This is a genomic window from Steroidobacter agaridevorans (assembly GCF_009932555.1).
In the GTDB taxonomy this organism is placed as follows: domain Bacteria; phylum Pseudomonadota; class Gammaproteobacteria; order Steroidobacterales; family Steroidobacteraceae; genus Steroidobacter; species Steroidobacter agaridevorans.
Map to the genome: position 1 here is coordinate 1,544,833 of NZ_BLJO01000001.1, position 17,242 is coordinate 1,562,074.

The following is a 17,242-nucleotide window of genomic DNA, read 5'->3' on the forward strand; positions in this document are numbered from 1 at the left end:
ACCGGCTGGCGCGAAAGTCATCGAAGCGAACGGTCGCTGGGTCACGCCCGGCCTGATCGACGTGCACTCGCATCTCGGCGTGTATCCAAGCCCTGGCGTCGACGCGCACAGCGACGGCAACGAAATGGTCGACCCCGTCACCGCGCAGGCGTGGGCCGAGCATGCAGTGTGGCCGCAGGATCCGGGTTTCGAGACCGCGCTCCAAGGCGGTATCACTGCCATGCAGATCCTGCCCGGCTCGGGCAATCTCATCGGCGGCCGTGGCGTCACCGTGAAGAACCTGCACTCGACCACCTATCAGGCCATGAAATTCCCCGGCGCGCCGCAAGGCTTGAAAATGGCGTGCGGCGAAAATCCCAAGGGATTCTATGGCGGCAAGGGCCAGGCGCCGATGACGCGCATGGGCAATGTGGCCGGCTATCGCCAGGCATTCGCCGATGCGCAGGCGTATCGCGAGGAGTGGAACAAATATCGCCGCGAGCTCGCCGCCTACGAAAAGAAACAAAAGGACTCGTCCGGCAAGAAGAAGGATGACGACGACAAGCCGCCATCACCGCCGAAGCGCGACCTGAAGTCCGAGACGCTGGTCGGCGCCATGGACGGCGAGATCCTGGTGCACATCCACTGCTATCGCGCCGACGAGATGGCCATCATGATCGACCTGGCCAAGGAATTCGGCTTCAAGATCGCCGCATTCCACCATGCCGTCGAGGCCTACAAGATCGCGGATCTGCTCGCGCAGAACAACATCTGCGGCGCCGAGTGGGCCGACTGGTGGGGCTTCAAGATGGAAGCGTTCGATGGCGTGATGGAGAACCTGGCGCTCACCGACATGCCCAAGAACAGTTGCGCTGTCGTGCACTCCGATTCGGCGGAAGGTATACAACGGCTCAACCAGGAAGCCGGCAAGGCCCTGGTTCGCGGCAATCGCATGGGTCTCGATATCTCGCGCGAACACGCGATCACCTGGCTCACGCTCAACGCCGCCAAAGCGCTCGGCATCGACAAAGTCACCGGCACGCTCGAAGCCGGCAAGATGGGCGACGTGGTGATCTGGAACGGCGATCCCTTCAGCGTGTATGCGCTCGCGGAGAACGTGTTCATCGATGGCGCGCTGGTCTACGACCGCGCCAACCCATCGACGAAGCCCGCATCCGATTTCCTGTTGGGTCAGTACGAGACCGCCGTGCACGTTGACAATGGGGGGAGCGCACAATGAAAGCTCTGATCGCCTCGGCGCTGGCCCTGACCGCCAGCCATGCCCTCGCCCAAGACATTTTGATTCGTGGCGCGACGGTCTACACCTCGACCGCCAAGGGCACGCTCACCAACACTGACGTGCTGATTCGCGATGGCAAGATCCATTCTGTCGGCAGCGGTCTTTCCGCCGACAATGCGACGACCATCGATGCCAAGGACCGCGCGCTGACGCCCGGCATGTTCGCTGGTCTCAGCACCGTCGGCATCCAGGAAGTCACCCAGGAACCGACGACTGACGACGCATCGATCGGCCTCGGCGCGCCTGCTTATGAAATGCAGTGGCGGCCGGAGTTCGATGTTTCGGTTGCTTATAACGGCCGCTCCGTGCTCGTGCCCGTGACGCGCATCGAAGGCATGACCTGGACCGTGCTGAATCCCGGCATCGCCGAGGGCGGCAACTTCCTTGCCGGGCAAGGCGCAGCCGTGACTCTCGACGGCCGTCAGGATGCCGTGCTCGACGGCAGCCGCTCGCTGTTCATCGATCTCGGCGGAGATATGAACTCACATTCGGGCGGCAGCCGCGCAGCCCAATGGATGGTGCTCGAGCAGGCGGTGCATGAAACGCGCAATCGCATCTCCGACGAGAAATCGCTGATGCATCCGCTCGGTCGCGAAGTGTTCGCTCGTTATCTCGCCGGCGGCCGCGTGATCTTCAACGTCAACCGCGCCGGCGACATCGTCAAGACGATCGCCTTCGCGAAGAAATACGGCATCAAGCCCGTCATCGCCGGCGGCGCCGAAGCGTGGGTCGTTGCGGATCAACTGGCTGAAGCGAAGGTGCCGGTGATCGTCGACGCGCTCAACAATCTGCCGAACACGTTCGACTCGATCGGCTCGCGGCTCGATAACGCAGCGTTGCTCAACAAGGCCGGCGTGAAAGTCACCTTCAGCATGTTCGAAGACAGCCACAACGCTCGCAAGGTGCGTCAGCTCGCCGGCAACGCCGTCGCGCATGGCATGCCGAAAGAAGCGGCCGTGACTGCACTGACCGCCGACGCCGCCGACATCTTCGGCCTCGGCGCGACCCGCGGCCGCATCGCCGCCGGTCAAGTCGCCGACGTGGTGCTGTGGAGCGGCGACCCGCTCGAGGTCACCAGCCTCGCCGACCAGGTCTGGATCGCCGGCCGCCCGGTCGACATGCGCTCTCGACAGACCGAACTGCGCGATCGTTACTTCGAACGCCTGAAGCGCGCGACCGCGAACTGAGCGGTCAACCTCGCGAGACGTGGTGCGTTGATGGGAGGAAGCTGGCTCACACCAGCCCCTCCCTGAAACTGAGGAACGCACCATGTCTCGCACGTTTGTATCAGCAGCCCTGCTGATTCTGTTAAGCACTCCCGCGCTGGCACAGGTGCGCGGCGAAGGCGTCTTCGAACGCTCTGACGTCGATAAAGACGGGAACGTCACCCGAGAAGAATTCATCGCCGCCCGCGGGGATCACTTCGCCAAGCTCGATCGCAACTCCGACGGTTACATCGATAGCAGCGATGTTCCCGAACGTCTCGCCAAACGCCGTCAGCTAAAAGGCGGAAACGACGCCATGGGCGCTCAGTTCGATGCCGACGGAGACAAGAAGGTCTCCAAGGAAGAATTCGTCAACGGCCCAACCAAGCTGTTCGACCGCGCCGATGCGAATAAGGACAACGTGCTCGATAGCACGGAGCTTGCCGCGGCGAAGGAAGCCGCCAAGGCGGCCGGCGACAACTGGCGCAATCGCAAGCGGCAATGACGCACGCGCCGATAACGCACATCCGACATCGCATCGAGTTTCGAGCGACAGCGAGAAACTCCAAGCGTTCGCTAGAGCGCGATAGCTGCGAACGGAGTTCGCGTGGTCAACTCTCGCTCTAACGCATCGGCAGCGTCAGGGGTGGGGTGTCTCCTTCCGGCAGCTTTTCGGCACATGGACGGGGCCGAAACAGCAGGGCTCACCATGGACCTGACGCGAGGAGCGCAATGCGCTCCGGCGGGCGCCCGGTGCCGGAAGGAGACACCCCGCCCCTGGCGCTGCGAACCACCGACGCCTCTTCTCCAAGAGCCACTGACGCCTCCGGCCACGGCGGCGTGACCCACCGAACTCTCAGGGCGCCCCACTCCAAATCGCATCGTTCTTCATCGGCGACACAAACAACAGCCGCGCGTTCAACCCGGCGCGCGCCATCCCATCCACCTCATAGAGCGACTCAAAGGACGCAGCTCCGGCCGACTCACGCGCGACTTCCTCAAGCCCCGCCCGACGTGACAACGTCTCAGCGACGTGCATGACCCCGTTATCACGCGTCCCCGAAATCACAACGACCCGATTTCCATTCGGCCCAGCGAATGTAGAGAAGTAACCGAAGTCTCGGAACGCCCCGCCCTCGACCCCCATCGGCATCGCCGTGCTCACGTAATCCGTCCCGGTCTGCGTGTCATGCAGCTCATCGAACGATCCGCCCAGCGCCAGTCTCGACTGCGCGAACACTCGATCCCCGAGCATCCCCATGCCGCTGATGTACCCAACGTAAACGACGTGGCTGGTCTTGAGCAGTCTCGGATCGAGCGCCGATAGCAGCGTCACTCGCACCTGCTTGCCGGCATTCAACACCGGCACCAGATCCTGCAAAGCGAACGCACTCGCCGCCGGCAGATAAGTGAGATCGAGATTGCGATACTGGTTCATCTGCCCCGGATTGAGCTGCAGATGATCGAGGAAGTCCTGATTCGAGTTGATGTAGAACTCTCGCACCAGGCGCTCGACATTCCCCGCCTGGTCCACTTCGCCAAGCAGGAAATAATCTCCGACGACCAGCGTAATGGGCAGATCGTCATCCAGCAGCGGCCCCCACACCGCACTCTGCCGGACCGCCGTCAAATCCCGATCCTGCGGATTCGACGTGAACCAATAAGTAAGCACGACACCCACAACGAACGCAACCACCGCCGCTAACGCCGGCCTCAGCCAGTGCCGCCATCGCGGCTGACTCGGCGGCGCTACTTGAATCAGCGTGGGCTCCGCATTCTCCGGAGCCGGCGGCGCAACCGCACTGCCCGGCTCGAGCACCAGGCGGTATTCGCCTTTCGGAATCGTGATGCGGCTGTCGTACGGCGTGAGCGAGCGGGTCGCGAATTCTTCGAGCCGACGCCTCAGCTTGTGAACATAAACGCGGACCACCGAGTCCTGCGCCACGTCGAAGTTCGCGTCCTTGCCGAATACCTGCAGGGCGATCTCGATCTCCTTCGGCGCCTCACCGCTCAGCGAGCGTGCCAGCAGGAAATCGAACAGGCGCGACAACGCCCCCGGCTTGCCCAGCAAGCCACTGGCGCGGACCTGCGCTGCCAGTCGCTGCAGCTCATCGACCGCCGTCATGCTGACCGCCACTCCCATAACCGGAATGCTAGGACTTTTAACGTTAAGTAACGTCATTGGAAACAGTAAATTACTGGCGATGGGCCAGGTCCGCTGAGTAGTGTCGTTGCGGTGAGTTTGCCCGAGCCGGTCTCGCTATGCGGTAACGCGCAGGTGACGAAACAGTCTCGGCCGTTCAGCACTTCCTGGGGACCTGCCTTGCTTCGCCACCGCCGCTTCGCTGCAGCCTCGCTGCTCACCCTGGCCGCCACCGTCTCGTTCGCGCAAGACACCTCGGGCAAGGGTCCGCTGGAGGAAATCCTGGTGACCGCCCGGAGCATCGAGGAGACGCTGCCGGTGGAGCTGGCCCGCTATGGGCACGACGTTGAATACGTCAGCGCCGATCGCGTCCGGGCGGCCGGCTATGTCGATGTCAGCACCGCGCTCCAGTTCGAAGTGCCCGGCCTGTTCGTCTCTCCCGGCAGCGGACCGTTCGACTATGTGGACGTGTCGCTGCAAGGCTCGCGGCCCGGCGACGTGCTGTGGCTGGTCGATGGCGTGCGCATCAACAACCGCATCTTCAACGACACCAGCCCGGACACCCTGCCCGCCAACATGGTCGAGCGCATCGAGGTGCTGAAGGGCGGCGAGAGCCTGTTCTACGGAACGCAGGGCGTCGCCGGCGCCATCAATGTCGTGACCCGAAGCTTCTCCGACGAGCCCGGCGGCAGCGTGACCATGAACTACGACGGCAACGACGGCTATCAAGTCGGCGGCTTTGCACGCGGCGCCGTCGGTCGGCACAAATTCGTGGTCTACAGCTCGAAAAACGAGGGCGATGGTTATCGGCAGTTCGCGCACTACGAACCGAGCGCCACCGATCGCGATCGCAGCTATGACGTGACCAACGTCGGTTTGAAGTACGGCCTGGACTTCACCGACTCCTTGCGCCTGGACATGCTCTATCACCACACGGACGCGACGCTCGACAACAACAGCGCGACCCGCACCAAGCGCAGCTACAACGATCGCGACGAGGATATCGTCAGCGCCAAGCTCGCCTACGATGCCAGCGAGCAGGTGCAGCTGCTGCTCAAAGCCTATTTGCACGACTGGGACACAACGTACGCAAACATCCAGAACGACGCTGCCACCGGCGAAGAAGTCGTGCTGTATGCCCCGGGCACTTATTGGGGCTTTCATGACTACGGTGGCAGCGCGCTCGTGAGAATCCGGCCCGGCGGGCTGGTCGACTATCACGTCGGCTACGACTACCAGAACTACAAGGCTCGCGACGACGTCTTCCCCATCGCGGGCGAGACCGAGACCGTGCATGCATTCTTCGGCGAGGTACGCACGGCGGAGAATGCGTTCGAGAAGGTGGCGGCCGCTGCGGGCGCTCGTTACAACCGCGGCAGTGGCGGGAAGAACGCGACGGTATGGAATGTCAGCAGTCGATACACATTCAACCATGCGCTGTATGCCGAAGGTGTCGTGGCGACGGCGTTCCTGCTGCCGAGCGCCGAGCAGCTTTATTACATCGGCATCGACGACTATGCCGGCAATCCGGATCTGCAGCCCGAGGAAAGCAAGAATCTGAATGTTTCCATCGGCGGCAACGTGCGGCTGAATGAGGCTGCCATTGCGTGGCAGCTCACAGGCTTCGCCCGCGATATCGACAATCTCATCGAGGTCGGCGACGCGACGGATGAGTTCCCGAATGGTCGCTATCAGAACTTGCCGGGTGAAGTGCAGGTTCGAGGCGCCGAAGTAGCGGTCGCTGCGCCTCTCGGTCGCAGCTTTAGAACGAGCCTGAGTTACACCTATAGTCGGTCGCGCGCAGAAGGCTCTGACTCGCAGATCGCGCGCCTCCCGGAGAGCTACGCGAAAGGCTCACTGCAATTCACGCCCGCGCAGTTGCCGATGGATGCGAGCGCCACGGCCAACTGGGTTGGCAACGTGTATCAGTCCGTCGGCTCGTTCGGCCGCCAGAACTACGGCAACTATTTCACGCTCAACCTGGCCGCCCGTTACTTCGTCGACGCCGCGCGTCGGCATCGGATCGGCGTGAATTTGCAGAATGTCTTCGATGAGGAATATGCGACTCGTCTGAGCTCGGCGCGCTTTGACGATGGCTCGGGCTCGTTCATCGCGGAGCGTCTCGGCGTGCCGAGAACTTATGGCGTCAGCTACACCTACGAGTTCTGACGATGCTGCGCTGGCTGATCGTTGGCCACCGCTGGCTGGGCATCGCCACGTGCCTGTTATTCGCAATGTGGTTTCTATCCGGACTGGTGATGATGTATGTGGCGTTTCCGGCATTGACGGCCGAGGAACGCTCGTCGATGCAGGAGCGCATCGACTGGAGCCGGGTCACGATCGCGCCTGAGCACGTGCTTCATGGGCTCGCACTCGCAGCGTTTCCTCGCGAGATTCGCTTGGAGATGATGGCCGGCGAGCCGGTGTATCGCGTGCAGCCGGCCGATGCGCCTCGAGTCGCCGTCTCCGCGGTCGATGGCCGGATCATTCAAAATGTGGATGCAGGCGAAGCTCGCGCCATCGTATCGCGTGTTGCCGGTCGCACTGACGCGCTGACTGTGACGACGCTCGAGCGCGATCAATGGTCGGTCGCGCAAAACTTCAATCAACATCGTCCGCTGCATCGGGTCGCTTTGAACGACTCGCTCGGCACGCAGCTCTACGTTTCATCTCGCACGGGAGAGATTGTGCTCGACACGCATTCTCGCGAGCGAGCGTGGAATTGGGTTGGAGCTGTGCTGCACTGGATGTACTTCCGCGATCTCCGCGCGCAGCCGGCGGTGTGGAGTCGGGTTGTCATGTGGACTTCCGGCGTCGCCATCGTCGTTGCGTTTACCGGCTTATGGCTCGGCATCGACCGTCTTCGCCTGCGTCGTCGCTATCGCGGCCGGGATGTCACTCCCTATCGAGGCTGGATGGCGTGGCATCACATCGCTGGCGTGATCGGCGGTGTGTTTCTTTTGACTTGGATCTTCAGTGGCTGGCTGTCGATGGGCCCGCCCGTACCCTGGGCTCGGGACATCGACTTTCAGCGCATGTCGGCTGGCAATGTGGCCTTTCTCGGCAATGACCAACCTGACTTTCCAGCGTCCCTTTCCGTGCTGCACTCTTTGAACGATCGCGACATTCACGAAGCTTTGTTCGTTTGGAGCCTCGGTCGTCCGCTGCTGGCGCTGAAGTCACGCAACGCTGAACCTGTCGTTATTGACGCCACCACCGGCTCGCCGCACCTCTTCGACGATGCTTCCCTGATTGCCGCTGCGCCTCGTTTATTGAGCGACGCCCGACTCGTTGCAACCCAGCGCCTCGAACAAGAAGACACCTACTGGTACTCCCGCCGCGGCGACCGCCCCCTACCCATCCTCCGTTTCATCTTCAACGACCCCGACCGCACCTGGATCCACGTCGACCCGCGCACCGGCCAGGTCCTCAACTGGATGCGCCACACCGACCGCGTCGACCGCTGGCTCTTCAACGCCCTCCACAGTCTCGACTTCCGCTTCCTGCTCGCTCACCGCCCGGCCTGGGACGTGGTGCTGTGGCTGCTCAGCCTCGCCGGCGTCGTCATCTCCATCAGCAGCGTAATCATTGGCTGGCGCCGGCTGCGGGCGTGAACTAGTGGTAGCAGTGGAATTGTGACGCTCCGCCGATGTTTGCTACCGTCACGGCAGGTTGCATAGACAGGGCGGGCCATGAACGAATTGGAGCAATGTCGGCACACGCGGCTTGTTGCTCTCGCACGCGTCGCACTCGAACACGACGACATAGTCGAGCACTGGCTAACTCACCCTCAGCCCGGCCTCGGCAACCGCCGCCCTATCGATGTAGCAGCATGCAACGAGTCGGGTTATCGCACGGTAGAAAGTCTATTGCTGCGGATCGAATACGGAACGTACTCGTGAGCCTGCCTGCCGCTCGGCAGCCGAACTATTGACGCCAAAGTCGCAGCGCGCACCACTTCGCAATGTGACTGAAGTCACCGTCAGTTGTCAGCAACGTCAGGTCGTGATGGACACAGAGCTGAGCGATCAATGCATCGATTGTTCCGCTCTGGACGCCGTGTTTGCGGCAATCGTTACGCAAGGCCGCCGCTGCGATGTAGTCCTCTCGATTCGCCGCCAAGAGTGGAAACGCCGCAAATCGGTCGATGATTTGTTCTCGTGCTTTCGGGCCCGAAAATCCCTGCAGAAGTTCCTGTAGCACGAGGCCCGTCGTGACTATTCGCTCGCCGCTCTCTAGCGCACGCCTGAGAGCCACGATCTCAGGAAGATCAGCCGGCTGGTCCCGCCGTAAGAAAAGCGACCAGACGCTGGTATCGACGAACAGACTCAACGACGCGTTCTCTCTTTCTTGTAGTCGTATTCTCCATCCCACTCGAGCTTGCCAGCCAGATCGAGCATGGCCTTCTGCCGACGACGGGCGATGAATTCCTGCAGAGCCTTAGTGACGGTTGCAGCTTTGGTTTTTTCGCCGCTTACCTTCAGCGCCTGCTCGATGAGCTCCGGATCTATAGAAAGATTGGTAGCCATGTGTATCACCTCACACAACACTTTACACACGCGCTCCATGGCCCGCAAGCCAAGCTCATGGGCAAACAAAAAGGGCGCCTTTCGGCGCCCTTTTCTCAATCAATCGAGCTCTACCCGATCAAGCCGCCTGTACGGCGATCAACCGGACTCGCAGGTACTGCTGACGCAGCGACTCTTCGAGCTCGCGGACCCGATGAGCGAACTCGGTGTGTTCGATGTGATCGATGACGGCTTTCTTGGCCGCTTCGACCTTCTTCTGTTGCAGCGTCGCCCAGTGAGCCAGCGTCTCCTTGAAGTGCTGCGCTTCGGCTTCGAGGGACTGGCGCAGGGCGGCGAGGCGGCCGTGGTCCTGGCACTGGCCGAGGTTCTCTTCGGCCTTCTGCAGCTGGCGCTCCACCAGGGCCTGGCGGATCTGGAACTCGGGCACGCGTTTGAGCGAGCGAGCCAGGCCGACGAACTTGGCGGCGGAGATCAGCCACTTGGTCGGATCCCACTGGTACCAGCGGATGCCATTGCGGTAGTCCCACTGAAACAGGTGGTGATAGTTGTGATAGCCCTCGCCCCAGGTGAACAGCGCCAGGATGCCGTTGTCGCGGGCGGTGTTCTCGGTGGTGTAAGGACGGCTGCCCCAGAAGTGGGCCAGCGAGTTGATGAAGAACGTGCAGTGATGGCTGACGACCAGGCGCAGGAAGCCGCCGAGCAGCAGGCTGCCCCAGATGTCGCCATGCATCCAGCCCAGCAGCAGCGGGATGCCGAAGTTCATGCCCACGGCGATCGGCACGTAATACTTGTGCTGGAAGGCCACGATCGGATTGGCTTCCAGGTCTTTGGCGTTACGGAAGTCCTGCTTGCCGCTCTCGTAGTTGCGCAGCATCCAGCCCAGGTGCGAGAACCACAGGCCACGCTTGGCCGAGTACGGATCGTGGTCCACGTCATCGACATGGCGATGGTGCACGCGGTGGGACGACGCCCAGACCAGGATGCTGTTCTGAAGCGCCATCGCGCCAAACAGCATGTAAAAAATCTGCAGGGGCTTGGAGGCCTCGTAGCTGCGATGCGCCCACAGGCGGTGGTAGCCGGCGGTGATGGACATGCCATTCAGCGCCCAGAGCACGAAGAAGCACACCCATTCGAAGCCGTCGAAACCGAAGGTCGCCCAATACCACGGCAGCACCGTCACTACCGGGATGGTGGTGATCAGGAACATGAAGATCGCGGGCCAGTTGAGAGGCGCGCGATTCGGCGTGGCGTCAGCGGTCATCGGTACTCCGTGGAAGACTTGAGGCTCGGATCCTAGCAGGGGTAGATGCGAATTTCCGCGCAATAATGTCTCAGACCCACCCGGCCGGCACTTCGTGCGAAGTACCGGCCAGGTTCAGGGTTTGCCTGAGGCGCCAGCGCTTAATTGCGTGAACTGGTTCGCTTTCAAGAGGCGGATCAGCGCTCCGCCAGCGCCGCGACCAGGGCGCCACGGGCGGTGGCTGTCAGCGGATCGCTCGCCATGCGCACATCGCCCACCTGGAACGGCCAGGAGCGGCGACGCAGGGCCTTTTCGAAGCGGTCCCGGAAACCGTTCGGCTTGGAGGTGCCGCCGGCCAGGACGATGGGCATGGGCTGGTCGTTGCGCGGCAGTTTGGGTGTTTTTTGCACGGCCTTGCCCAGTTCGTCGACCAGCGACTCGATCAGCCTGTCGTAGTAGATGTGCAGCGCCTTGTCGATCTTGTCGCCGCCCTCGCGGGTCAGATCCAGCGTTTCTTCCTTGATCGCCTTGACGCGCGTGGCCGGCTCGTTGACCACCGCACCCACCGACGAATCGATGAAATCGCCGCCGTGCGCCAGGCTCATGGTGAGCGACGGAATCGACAAGTACGAGATCGCGACGTTGCACATGCCGCCGCCGCAGGAAATGCCGATGCCCGTGAAGCCTTCCTTCGCAAGCTCGGCCAACACGACCGCCAGACCTTCGTTGACGGCGAGCGGCGTGTAACCGCGGCCCTTCAAATAACGTTTGATGGTTTCTTCATGATAGGTCAGCTCGTGGCCCGTCTCGGGCGCCGCGGCCGGCACGGAGAACGCCAGCAATTCGCCAGGATTCCGCGACACCGGCACCAGCGTGCCGAGCACCGTCTCGAGCACATGCGTGGCCTGCGGCTCGTGCGGATTCAGAATGCCCTTGGCCATCGGCCGACGCACGTTGGCGTTGAAGATATGCGCAAACTTTTCCGAAGCATCGCCATAGACGATCAGCCGGTCGTCCTCGCGATAGAACGGCGTGCGATTGGCCTTCAGCCCTTGCTCATGCAACGCCGAGTACGGCACGTCGAAAAACGCATTGAGCTGCGAGTCGGTGGTCGGCGAAACGTTGTCGCCGCGCGCCGAGACCACCTTGCTGGTGCCCACGTCGAGTCCGATGCGTGTGCGGGTGCCGCTCTGGCTCTGGCCAGTGTGGCTGCCGGAGCCCGACGATTCCGAACCGTGCTCGTTACGATCGTCCATAGCGTTACCCTCTTTTGTCTGCCGTCTGTGAAGCTGGTGCCTCCAGCGTGGGCTCTGGCCCCGCTGGAGTCGGAAGCGCCGCGCGCCAGCGGCGATATTGCGTCTGGCGCTCGTGCCGTAATTGATCGAGTGAGATCGCGCGCTGGCGCGCCTCGTCGGCGAGTTGCTTCTCGGCCGCGATCAGGCCGGGCCAGCGCTCACCCATCGTGCGCAGGAATTCACTGTCGTAGTTGAAGCCGAACAGCGCCACGCTCGGCAGCGGCTGCGAATACAAATCCGGCAAACCGAACGCCTGGAACGGAAAGCCGCGCGCCCAGTCCAGGTGATATCCGATCAAGCCACGCTTCGGCGACACGCTCGCGAGCCCGTGCGTCACGCACATCTCCGGCGCGATCGCGAACCGCTGCCGCAAGTAATGAGTGAGATTGCGACCGGCAATCAGCTGCGCGCGCGTGATGGGCAGCGTGCGCCCGCCTTCCCAACGGGATTCGAACGATACCCCGAGGAAGGCCGAATTCAGATCCAGATAAACCTCATCGCCGCGCGCCCACACACCGTGTCCGGCATGATTGGCGCGGCTGTCGTCATCGACGATGCGATACACGCGGCCGAAGCGATCGATCATGTAGTTGTAGGCCTGCTCGCGCTTCACGAAGCGGAGCAACGCTGCCGAGCCCTTGCGCAATTCTTTCTCGTAGCCCGGCTCGAGCGGCCACAGATCGCTTTCCGACGTATGAAACAAAATGCCGATGGGACGATCGAATTTCGTCGGCAGCAACTTGCCATCGCGGGTCTGCACGCGATAGTCGCGGGGCGTGCCTTTCACCGTGTAAGACGTCTCGATGCGTAGGCCGTTGCTATACAGCTCCCAGCCCGGCCCGCGATCCGCAACCCACAACATGCTGGGCACGATGCCGATGTCTTCCGCAGCCAACGGCTCGGCCACCGGCGGCTGATTGACCGGCGCCTCTTCTGCCGACGCTGGAGAAGTCAGCGTCGCCGTCGTCGTGGGCGGCACCACGAGGGGCGCCGTCGTGGATTCGATGGCAGTCGCATTGGCTTCCGTGGAAGAACCGACGGATGCAACTTGCTCGGGCTCGCTGCGCCATCGATTGACTTGCCACGCGACGATCGCCACGAGCACTGGAACAAACAACATCGCAGCCGCGCTCGCGCCGACGACAACACGACGCGCGGTCTGTCGAGCCGCGAGCGTGCGTTCGGCTATTTCTTCGTTGGCATCGGCTACAGCATCGAGCGCGCGCAATCCTTTCAATCGATACCACGCGCGACGCGCCGGCGGGATGGGCACGAGCTGCACGAGTGCGCTCTTGTCGCCTTCTTCGTTGAGCGCGTTCTGCAGATAGCGCAGCTTGACGATGGGATCGTCGATGTCGTCCGTGATCCGTGTCAGCTCATCGCCGCATTCACGGCTCACGGGCGGCCGCTCACGCCGATAGCGCTCCGTGGGCGAGCCTCTCGCTACCGCCGTCATGAGCTGGACATCCATCCAACGAAAACAATGGGATGCACGTTATGCCTGCGAACATTCTGCGTTGCAATCAGGGATTACAGTCGCATTATGTCCGGCGAACTAGTACCCAGTTCACGATCCCGCCAATTCCTTGGCGGTGAGCACACCGGAAATCGCGGTTCGCGAGCCGTTGGCTGTGTATCGATACGCGCGCGGCTTCTCGCCCATCCACGCGGGATCGATCGCATATCGCAGCGCTTCTTCTGGCGCGGCGGAGAAAGCATAGGCTTCGGAACGCACGCCAAGTTCAGCGAGCCGTTGACGAATGTCGGACGCCGCGCCGACAGGGTCTGTTGAGACCGTCACCACCTTGAGCGTGGGTTGCTGTTTTTGCAGGGCCGCGATGTTGCCGAGCGACTTCATGCAATAGACACATTCCAAGTCCCACATCACGACCCAGAACTCCGCGCCGGCATGCTGCTGCTCGATCTTGCGCAGCGTGTCGCGAGTGAAGGGTTTGATCGCGTCGTCGCCGCTCGCATCGCCGAGATTCGCGACCGCCACCCCGTCAGCCTTGCGCCAGACAATCAACATCGACGAGTCGGTGCTCAGCACGCGCGGCTGATCGGATTCGCCTTCGGTTTGCAAGGTCGGCCCGGGTGTGAAATGGCGGCCGCCGTCTTTCGATATCCACGACTCCACCTGCGTGGCGTTGCCGTCGAAACGTTTCCAAACGATGCCGACGATGTTTCCTCGTGCCGCGATGTCTGCGTGCATCGCCCCGACCGGCAACGGCTGCACATTTGCAGGAGCAGCGCCCGTCAGACGTCCGTAGAACGCACGCCCTGCGCCGTTGACTTGATTGAACCACACAGCGTGACGAGCGCCGTCGGCGGTAATTGCAAGTGACGGCCCGTGATGCGGACACGCGTCGATCTTCCATCGATCCGTCGTGACGCGCTCGATAGCAACGCCCTGCCCGTCCGGCTTCAACACGGCGAATGCATGATCTCGCTCGCTGCCAGGGAACACATGGCGCCACATGGCCACAGCGCGGCCTTTCGAATCGAGCGCCAATGCAATCCGGCAGCACTCGCAGCTGTTGTCGGCAAGTTTGTAATCGCCGCGCCAGGTCGCACCACGATCGTCCGAGTACGCGTAATAAACGGCCGCGCCTGCGTACTCACGTTTCGCCGCCTGCGCAGCGCCGAGATCGCGCTTGTCGATCCACGTGACCCAGATGCGCCCCGCTTGATCGACGAGCAGCGACTCGAAGCGATGCGTGATGAGCTGGCGGTCATGATGTACGACCGCAGGAGCGGACCAGCTCTTGCCGCCATCCAACGAGCGCGTGAAGCGAATATCGCCCGTGAATTTTTCCGAGGTCGGCGAAGTCCAGCTCACATAGATCTCGTTGCGAGGACCGAACGCGATCTTCGGACGATTCTCGCCGTCGGCCGAGACCGGCTCGGGTTTCGCCGTCACGCGAATGGCAGGCTGCCAGGTCTTGCCATGGTCGTCCGAACGCTCGACCACGACATGAGCGTTCTTATCGACCGGCTCGCTGCGCACGATCCATAAGCGCTGCTGTCGATCGAACGCGGCGGTCGTGCCAAGAGCGCGACCGTGCGACATCGCACTGAGCGCCGGCTGAGCCAGCGCGACGAACACAAGAGACAGCAGCACCAAGAACGTGGCTGCACAGTGACGATGGAAGTTCAGTGATTTCATGGCGTGCCCTCGAACGACCAGCGCGCCTCGATGAACGCAGTGCGGCCTGGATAAGGATGAGATTGATAAGCGCGCTCGTCGGTGAGGTTGTCCACGCCCACCGCCAGCTCGATGTTACTTGCCGTCGTGTACGCGACCCGCGCGTCTAGCATCGTAAAGCGCGACACCCCGCCGTAAGTATCGGGATTGATATCATCGTTCTCGAGCCGGCCGAACATCCGACCCGAGTATCGAACGCCGAGGCTGGTCAGCCAGCGGTCCGTCGGCCGCCACACAGTTTGCAGATTGCCGCGCCATTTCGGGATGCGCGGCCAGACATTGCCGACCGAGACAGGATAGTTGTCATTCTCCAGAATTTTGGCGCGTGCGTAAGCGAGGCTACCCTCGAACGACAGCGATTCGATTGCCGGGATCGCAATGCTGAATGCCGTTTCGAGGCCACGCGTTCGCACACGGTCGACGTTCTGCACGTTCGTGACGTTCGGCGTCACGGTGATGTTGGTCTGACTGAAGATGCTGTCGCGCACGTCGTCCTGAAACAAGGACGCGCGCAACTTGCCCCAACTGAACCAGCGCTCGACCGTGAAGTCGACCGAGTCGGAACGCTCCGGCTTCAAGTTCGGATCGTTGACGGTGATGCCGCCGGCGGTGCTCGTGCCTTGAAACAATTCCGGCACGGTCGGGAAACGCACGCCGCGCCCCGCGCTCAAGCGCAGCGTCCAGTCGTCGTTGGGCGTGAATGCCAACGACGCCTTCGGTGAAACGGCGCTGTCACTCCGATCGGCGTACGGGTCCGCGCCGAGTTGCCCGCCGTCGAATGCGGACCAGTCTTCATAGCGCGCGCCCAACGTGAGCGACCAACGATCGGCGAGGCGCCACTCATCCTGCAGATACCAGGCTTCTAAACGCGTCTGGCCGAACACGTTTTGCCTCAGGGTGCCGCTGACGATGTTGTAGACCGGATTCTCGAGCTGGTACTCGTTGCGGTGATAGCCGACCACCAGCGTATGACGACCGCCGGTCCAGTCGTCGGCGAACGGCGTGTAGACGCCCTGCACTTCAAACGTTTGCCAGCCGGTGCCGTCGCGCTCCGTATTCGTTGGAGCAGGCGAGCGGTCCGGACCAGAGCCATCCCGGTAGCCTTCGATCTGCGAGTCTTCGAGAATGTCGTACTGGGAATAAACCAGCGATCCATTCCAGCCGTCGGGACGCGTCGTTCGCAGCGTCGTGCCCCACAGCCGATGCTCTTCCTTGCGCGTGCTCGGCAGGAACGCGTTGACCGGAACGTCGAAGGCGATGCCATCGGCAACCACCAGCCCCGACCAGACTTCATTGCCGGCCGCATCGCGCATCAAAGTGCGATTCTCATTGTCGGTGTCGTTACGCCACAGCGCGACGAAGCCTTCGATCTCCATCCAATCCGTGAATGCATAGCCGCCGCGCAGCTTCACCTGATCTTGAATCGTGTGATCGATGGCGCCAGCGTTCGCACCGAACACGGCGCGTCGACGGCCTTGCGGATCTCTGTCGAACCGCACGCCCGTGACTGGCGTCGCCGTACCTGTGACTTCCGGGAAAACCCCAGCCGCGTTCGCGGGCACGGTGAAGTACTGCATCGGATGACCGGTTGCGTCCTGACGATTCGCGGCCAGCGTGAACCAAACGCCATTGTCGAGACGGTCGCCCAGGAACGCGGACACCTGATATCCGGTGTAGTCGTCCTCGATACCGTATTCGTCGAAGTGCTCGCTGAACGCGGTGGTTCGCACGCTCGACTCCAGATCGACCGGCCGCCGCGTGCGGATCGCAACGGTCGTACCGATGGAGTTGCCCGGATACGTCGCCGAATACGGCCCGTACAACACATCGACGCGCTCGATCTCCTCCGGCGCGATCATGTTCCAGCGAGGCGCATCGAAGCGGCCGAGGAAGTTGGACAGCAGATAACCGTCCATGAACACCAGGCCGCGAGCCGGCTGCAGCGTCGAGAAGCTGCGGCCGCCGATCAGCGCGTTCCGGTCGCCGATGTAACGCTTGCGGATGGTGATATTGGGTAAGTAGTTGAGTGCGTCCTCGGGATTGAAAAGATTCTGAGTGCGCAGCTCGACGGCCGTCTTCGACGCCGTCGGGTTGGGCACTTCCACAGCCGCCCGCTCCCGCAGGCCGGTCACTGTGATCGCATCGATCAGTTTGTCCGTCGCGACGCCTTGAGCGTGCACGCAGACAGGCGCGCCGGCACTGAGCAGTGCCGCCGTCGCGAAAATAGTTCGGGTGTCCATGAAATCGACTCCAGACCTTCGCCGCCGCGACGTTTGGTCGCGGCCTGTCGGGGCGCGGAACGATCAGGAGCGAGCAGCAATGCCCGCGATCCTGACAGTCGGGGCG

The 17,242-nt window shown here is 62.3% G+C and carries 14 protein-coding genes; 6 read left to right on the forward strand and 8 right to left on the reverse strand.

Features of this window, described 5'->3' with window-relative positions:
• The 3 genes from GYH35_RS06570 to GYH35_RS06580 form a co-directional block, all read left to right on the forward strand.
• A partial coding sequence (locus GYH35_RS06570) for an amidohydrolase (protein WP_202624109.1) occupies positions 1-1,219 on the forward strand: 1,219 nt, incomplete at its 5' end.
• Positions 1,216-2,466: an amidohydrolase family protein gene (locus GYH35_RS06575; protein ID WP_161816327.1), complete on the forward strand. Its 1,251-nt coding sequence runs from the start codon at positions 1,216-1,218 to the stop codon at positions 2,464-2,466. The genes GYH35_RS06570 and GYH35_RS06575, both read left to right, overlap by 4 nt.
• An 82-nt stretch (positions 2,467-2,548) precedes the next feature.
• Positions 2,549-2,989, forward strand: a complete 441-nt coding sequence (locus GYH35_RS06580; RefSeq protein ID WP_161816387.1) for an EF-hand domain-containing protein — start codon at positions 2,549-2,551, stop codon at positions 2,987-2,989.
• Positions 2,990-3,340: 351 nt separating this feature from the next.
• On the opposite strand, the gene GYH35_RS06585 is transcribed toward GYH35_RS06580, so the two are convergent.
• Positions 3,341-4,609, reverse strand: a complete 1,269-nt coding sequence (locus GYH35_RS06585; protein ID WP_161816326.1) for a hypothetical protein — start codon at positions 4,607-4,609, stop codon at positions 3,341-3,343.
• 198 nt (positions 4,610-4,807) lie between these two features.
• Between GYH35_RS06585 and GYH35_RS06590 the strand changes: the two genes are divergently transcribed.
• From GYH35_RS06590 to GYH35_RS35370, 3 genes are all read left to right on the forward strand, one after another.
• Positions 4,808-6,796: a TonB-dependent receptor plug domain-containing protein gene (locus GYH35_RS06590; protein WP_161816325.1), complete on the forward strand. Its 1,989-nt coding sequence runs from the start codon at positions 4,808-4,810 to the stop codon at positions 6,794-6,796.
• A 2-nt stretch (positions 6,797-6,798) separates the two neighbouring features.
• Positions 6,799-8,241: a PepSY domain-containing protein gene (locus GYH35_RS06595; protein ID WP_161816324.1), complete on the forward strand. Its 1,443-nt coding sequence runs from the start codon at positions 6,799-6,801 to the stop codon at positions 8,239-8,241.
• A gap of 78 nt (positions 8,242-8,319) precedes the next feature.
• On the forward strand, positions 8,320-8,529 hold the full coding sequence (locus tag GYH35_RS35370; protein WP_161827930.1) for an antitoxin Xre/MbcA/ParS toxin-binding domain-containing protein: 210 nt from the start codon (positions 8,320-8,322) through the stop codon (positions 8,527-8,529).
• Positions 8,530-8,554: 25 nt separating this feature from the next.
• Here the strand turns inward: GYH35_RS35370 and vapC are convergent, their stop codons facing one another.
• From vapC to GYH35_RS06635, 7 genes are all read right to left on the reverse strand, one after another.
• A complete protein-coding gene (gene vapC, locus GYH35_RS06605; protein WP_161827931.1) occupies positions 8,555-8,959 on the reverse strand; it encodes a type II toxin-antitoxin system VapC family toxin in 405 nt (134 codons plus the stop codon).
• Positions 8,956-9,156, reverse strand: coding sequence for a type II toxin-antitoxin system VapB family antitoxin (locus GYH35_RS06610; protein WP_161816321.1), 201 nt, complete (start codon positions 9,154-9,156; stop codon positions 8,956-8,958). The genes vapC and GYH35_RS06610 overlap by 4 nt, the downstream gene beginning before the upstream one ends.
• A gap of 118 nt (positions 9,157-9,274) precedes the next feature.
• A complete protein-coding gene (locus GYH35_RS06615; protein WP_161816320.1) occupies positions 9,275-10,417 on the reverse strand; it encodes an acyl-CoA desaturase in 1,143 nt (380 codons plus the stop codon).
• A gap of 176 nt (positions 10,418-10,593) precedes the next feature.
• Entirely contained in the window at positions 10,594-11,652 is a 1,059-nt protein-coding gene (locus tag GYH35_RS06620; RefSeq protein WP_161816319.1) for a cell division protein FtsA, read from the reverse strand.
• Positions 11,653-11,656: 4 nt separating this feature from the next.
• A complete protein-coding gene (locus GYH35_RS06625; RefSeq protein WP_161827932.1) occupies positions 11,657-13,147 on the reverse strand; it encodes a peptidoglycan recognition protein family protein in 1,491 nt (496 codons plus the stop codon).
• 111 nt (positions 13,148-13,258) lie between these two features.
• Positions 13,259-14,857, reverse strand: a complete 1,599-nt coding sequence (locus GYH35_RS06630; protein WP_161827933.1) for a sialidase family protein — start codon at positions 14,855-14,857, stop codon at positions 13,259-13,261.
• Complete coding sequence (locus tag GYH35_RS06635) at positions 14,854-17,136, reverse strand: TonB-dependent receptor (protein WP_161827934.1); 2,283 nt, start codon at positions 17,134-17,136, stop codon at positions 14,854-14,856. Before GYH35_RS06635 ends, GYH35_RS06630 begins: the two co-directional genes overlap by 4 nt.
• Between the last annotated feature and the right edge of the window lie 106 nt (positions 17,137-17,242).